General features: G+C 69.0%; 3 protein-coding genes and 1 pseudogene. 1 reads left to right on the top strand and 3 read right to left on the bottom strand.

Going from position 1 to position 4718, the window contains the following annotated elements; genetic code table 11:
- Both B1A74_RS13650 and B1A74_RS13645 read right to left on the bottom strand, forming a co-directional pair.
- The coding region (locus B1A74_RS13650) for a tetratricopeptide repeat protein (protein ID WP_244269234.1) at positions 1-1032 on the bottom strand (1032 nt) is incomplete at its 3' end.
- A 23-nt stretch (positions 1033-1055) separates the two neighbouring features.
- Positions 1056-2696, bottom strand: a complete 1641-nt coding sequence (locus B1A74_RS13645; protein WP_077244954.1) for an HD family phosphohydrolase — start codon at positions 2694-2696, stop codon at positions 1056-1058.
- Positions 2697-2883: 187 nt separating this feature from the next.
- On the opposite strand from B1A74_RS13645, the gene B1A74_RS13640 reads away from it, so the two are divergent.
- Entirely contained in the window at positions 2884-3381 is a 498-nt protein-coding gene (locus tag B1A74_RS13640) for an HPP family protein (RefSeq protein WP_018946228.1), read from the top strand.
- 10 nt (positions 3382-3391) lie between these two features.
- Here the strand turns inward: B1A74_RS13640 and B1A74_RS13635 are convergent.
- Positions 3392-4718 (bottom strand): annotated as a pseudogene (locus B1A74_RS13635) (AAA family ATPase); the annotation flags it as partial.

Below are 4718 nucleotides of genomic sequence, written 5' to 3'. Positions count from 1 at the left end.
GTTCGGGCAGGTCAGCCGGGTGCAGCACAAGCCCGCCGACGCCCGCGATGTGGACGGGGTCGCGGCCGGTGCCCGCGTCAGCTGGCGCCCCGACCCCCGGCTGACCTGCCCGAACAGGGTGTATTCCAGCGGCCGACCCGGGCGCAGGGTCCATTCGGCGCCGGCCGTGGCCCGGGTGTTGCGGACATCGTCGTCGCGGCGGGTGTGACGCAGTTCCAGGGGCAGGGTCAGGCGCCAGCCGTCTCCGAGCAGTACCGGCCCGCCGCGCAGCCGGGCGGTGTAGCGGTCGAAGTCGCGTTCGGAATGATATCCGCGTCCCTCCAGTCCGCCCTGCAGGAACCAGCCCCGGCGGTCGCTCGTCTGTCGCTGGTGAGCGAAGCCGCCGTACAGTTCGAAAAAACGGTCGCTTTCGGGGTCGGGCAGCTGCAGGGGCAGCACGCCGAACAGGGCCACGTCGTCATCGGTGTGGGCGCCCACGTTGCTGTCGTGTCCCAGGCGTGCGCCCAGATGCCAGCGGGTGACGGCATCGCGGACCGGCGCGGGACGCCGGGCCTCGCGCTCCTCGATCGCCGTCAGGAACCATTCGATGCGGCGGACCACCGCCGAGGGCGGTGGCGGGTCGCGTTCCAGGACGCGGCTGAAATGGCGCCGGGCGGCGATCGTGCTGCCCATGGCGAAATGCGCCCGGGCCAGCTCCAGGCGTGGCAGGGGGGCCTCGGGGTCGTGCATCAGCACGCGCTCGAAGGCCAGCAGGGCATGGTCGGGTTCACCGCTTTCCAGCGCGGCGATGCCGAACGCCAGATCGAAGTCCGGATCGCCCGCGTGTGCCTCGAACTGCTCCTGGCCCAGGGTGAAGGCGTCGGCGTGGTCGCCGGCCTCGTTCAGGCGTTCCAGCCGTTCAACCGGGCTGTCCCCCCGGGCCGACGCGGACGTGGCGGTCAGGCCGAGCGCGGCCACCAGGACGAGGACCGGCAGATGCCGCCAGCGCCGACGGATTTCGGGGGGACGGGTGCGGGTGATCAGGACGGACATGGCGCGATCTCCGTGCGCGGGGTTCAGGGACGCCGGATCCCGGGGAGGCGGTCGGTGTCGATCTCGTCGATCTGGCGTGGGTCGAGCTGCTGTTCGGCGTAGCGCCGGTACACGCCCTCGTCGACGAACACCCGGAACAGGTCGGGGTCGAGATGGCCGTCCTCGACCATGCGTCCCATGATGGTCAGTGCCTGGGACAGGGGCATGGGCTTCTTGTACGGGCGGTCGGGAGCCGTCAGCGCCTCGAACACGTCGGCGATGCCCATGATGCGTGCCGGGATCGACAGCTGGTCGCGGGTCAGGCCGCGAGGATAGCCACGCCCGTCCATGCGTTCGTGGTGGCCCAGGGCGTACTCCGGGACCCGCCGGAGGTGACGCGGGAAGGGGAGCTGTTCCAGCATCTGCATGCCCACGGTCATGTGGCCCTCCATGATCCCGCGTTCCTCGTCGTTGAGCGTGCCGCGCCGGATGCACAGATTGCGGACCTCGTTTGCGTCCAGCAATGGACGTTGCGTGCCATCCAGCGCGGTCCAGTGGCGGTGGGCGAGGGCCTCGATACGGGCGATGTCCTCGTCGGTCATGAATTCGCCACCGGTGTTGGAGCGGCGCAGGAATTCGAGGTCCTGGTTCAGGCCCTCGCGGCGTTCGGCGCTGGCGCGATCCACCTCCTGCAGGGCTTCGCTGCCGCCGGGCTGGCGGGCGAGAGCCTCACGCAACTGCCGGATCTCGTGGTCGCGTGCGAGGACCTCGACCCGGTCGCCGATTTCGTCGATGCGGTCGAAGATACCTTCCAGCTTGGTGGACTTTTCCATCACGTGATGCGGCGTGACGACCTTGCCGCAGTCGTGCAGCCAGGCGGCGGTGCGCAGTTCGTAGTAGTCGTCGGGCCCGAACCGGAAATCGCGGACCGCGGGGTCGCCGGATTCGCTGGCGGCCTCGGCCAGCAGCAGGGTGGCCTCGGGGACCCGGCGGCAGTGGGCGCCGGTGGAGGGCGATTTGGCGTCGATGGCGGTGGCGATGACCTGGACGAAGTGGTCGAACAGTTCGCGCAGCTCGTCGATCAGGCGCTGGTTGGTGAGAGCCACCGCGGCCTGCGAGGCGAGTGACCGCGCAAGATCCCGGTCCTGTTCGTCGAACGCCCGGATGCCGCCGTCCACGGTCTTGTTGAGCAGTTGCAGCGCTGCGATGACGTTCCCCTCGTGGTTGCGCAGGGGAACGGTCAGGTTGGAGCAGGTGCGGTAGCCGGTGCGTTCGTCGAAGTCGCGTGTGCCGGAGAAGTCGAACTCTTGTTCGCGGTAGACGTCCTCGATGTTCGCAGTGCGGTCATTGAGTACCGACCACACCACCACCAGACGGTCATTGGGTCGGCCGTCCGGATGGTGGAGGGGGACCGGGGGCAGCTTGCCGTCCACCGGGTCGCCGGTACCGCCAAGGTGCAGGCGCAGGGTATCGTTCTGCACCAGGGCGAATTCGAGCTCCTGGCGGTCGGAATCCAGCAGATACACGGATCCGGCGTCGGCACCGGTCAGGGCCCGGGCGTTGCTCAGGATCTGTTCCAGCAGCTGCGGCTTGTCGCGTTCGGCCGACAGCGCAATCCCGATCTCGTTGAGCCGGCGCACGCGTTCCAGCAGGTCGTCCCGGGCTTGCTCGTTGCTGTGCGTCATGGCGCCTTCCCCGCGGGGTGACCACCGGCCACACGCGCGATCCGCGTGCCCGGCAGGACTTCCCGCCATTCCCCCTTTGGCAGAATAATGGACCGGACCGGCGTGGCCGTCCAGAAAATCCGGAGGTGTACCCCCGTTGGGTGTTTGCCTAAACTTCGGCTTCCGCCACTCCCCCGGAAACCGCAGCGTGAAATTCTACCTCATAGACCGTCAGTTTTTCCGGCATCCGCAGCATTACCTGCAGCAGGTGGGTGTGGCATTTCTGGTGATCGCGGGGCTGGTGGCGGGACTGGGTATGGTCACCGAGGTGGTCGTGGTGGCGGCCATTGGTTCCAGCGCGTTCATTACCTTCGCGATGCCGCATTATCCGACCGCCACCGCGCGCCGGCTGATCGGCGGGCACGTCCTCTGCATCGCAGTGGGCTGGCTGTGGTCGGTACCGTACGCCGCGGGCGTGTTCGGCAACGGCGATGCCGCCCTCGCGATGGCGGCGGGGGCCGCGCTGGCGAGTGCCAGTCTGGTGATGCTCATTTCGGACACGGCCCATCCGCCGGCGGCCGGGAACGCGATCGCGTTCGCCATCCTCGGGATGTCGCTCCCGCATGTGCTGTTCTCGGTGGTGGCGGTGCTGCTGCTGGCCCTGATCCGTTACATGCTGCGCGGCTGGCTTCGCAACCTGGTGTGAGCCGCGCGGATCAGGCCTCGCGCGGCAGGTCGTGGCTGAGGGCCTCGGCACCCGGGTTGCCGATGATGCACTGGTCGACCTGGCGCAGGCTGCGGGCCACCCATTGCCGCCAGTCGGGGTCGCGGGCATGCCGTTCGACCTCGAGCAGCACCAGACGCTCCACGTTGGGATTGCCCTGTTCCCGCGCATCGGCGCGTGCCCGTTCCAGTTCCTGCCACCCCTCCGGATCCGCCCCGTGCGCGAGTTCCAGCAGGCTGCGGGCACGCTGGAGGCGGATGGTCGGCTGGAAACAGCGGTCACCGCGCTGCAGCGAGCTGGCCAGTGCCGCATCGGCGATCGTCAGGCATTCCTGCGGATCGGGGGCTCCGCGCCGGATCGCGTCCAGCAGGAACAGCCGGAACAGGGTGCTGACGCCGTCCATCACGCCGCGCATGATCTCCACCTGCTCGCGGATGATGTCCACGGCCTGGTCATCGCCCAGGCGGGTGCGCGCCCAGGCGGACACCGCGATGGCCCCGGTACGCCACAGCGGGTAGTCGTAGGCCTCGGCGATGTCGTGGGCCTTGCGCGAGGCCGCCAGTGTTTCGTGCGGGCGGTCGGCGAAGAAGCCGAGGGCCGAGCGAAAGCTGTAAACGAAGGCCTGGGTCGGCCGGTGATCGAGCTGGTCGGCGTGCTGGCAGGCCCGGTCCATCTCCACCCAGGCTCGCTCGTGGTTGCCGGAAAACAGCAGCGTCCAGGCGAAAAAGGCGCGTGACAGTATGGCGGGGTTCTCGGTGTGGCGGGCGATCAGGTGCGCGTGATCGCGCGGCTGGTAGAGCTCCAGTGCCCTTGTCTGGTGGTCCATGGCCTGGCGGAAGTGCCCGGTCCAGAAGCAGGTGTTGCCCTGGGCGTAGCTGGCGGCGATCCGCAGCAGACGATCACCCGAACGCTCCGCCACCATCTCCGCTTCGTGCGCAAGGCGGGCGGCTTCGTCGAAGCCCTGACAGGATCCGGCTCCATGCCACAGCCCCCACAGTACGCGGAAATGCTCCACGGGGTCGCGCTCGGGCCGCGACAGCTCCGCCGCGCGTTCGAACAGGCCGTGGACCGTGCGCGAGCCGTAGCCCATCAGCGCCAGGCTGGCCGATCCCAGCCCGCTGAGGGCTCGCAGGGTGTCGGCCTCGTTGAGCGAAGCACTGTCGGCAAGGTCGTTCTGGAGGCAGTCGAGGGCATCCTGAAAGTGCTGCGCCGCTTCCGGCAGCATGCCGCGGGCAAAGGCTTGTTCACCGGCCTGCAGCCAGTGGGTCACCGCTTCGCGGTAACGACCGGCCTGGTGCAGGTGCAGCGCGACCCGGCCG

This window comes from Thioalkalivibrio halophilus (assembly GCF_001995255.1).
Classification (GTDB): domain Bacteria; phylum Pseudomonadota; class Gammaproteobacteria; order Ectothiorhodospirales; family Ectothiorhodospiraceae; genus Thioalkalivibrio; species Thioalkalivibrio halophilus.
The sequence above is the reverse complement of the archived record's forward strand: the minus strand, read 5'-3'. Positions and strand labels throughout refer to the sequence as shown.

Coding starts and splice junctions, on each gene's coding strand:
- B1A74_RS13645 (WP_077244954.1), bottom strand. CDS start 2,696: ATGACGCACAGCAACGAGCAAGCCCGGGACGACCTGCTGGAACGCGTG.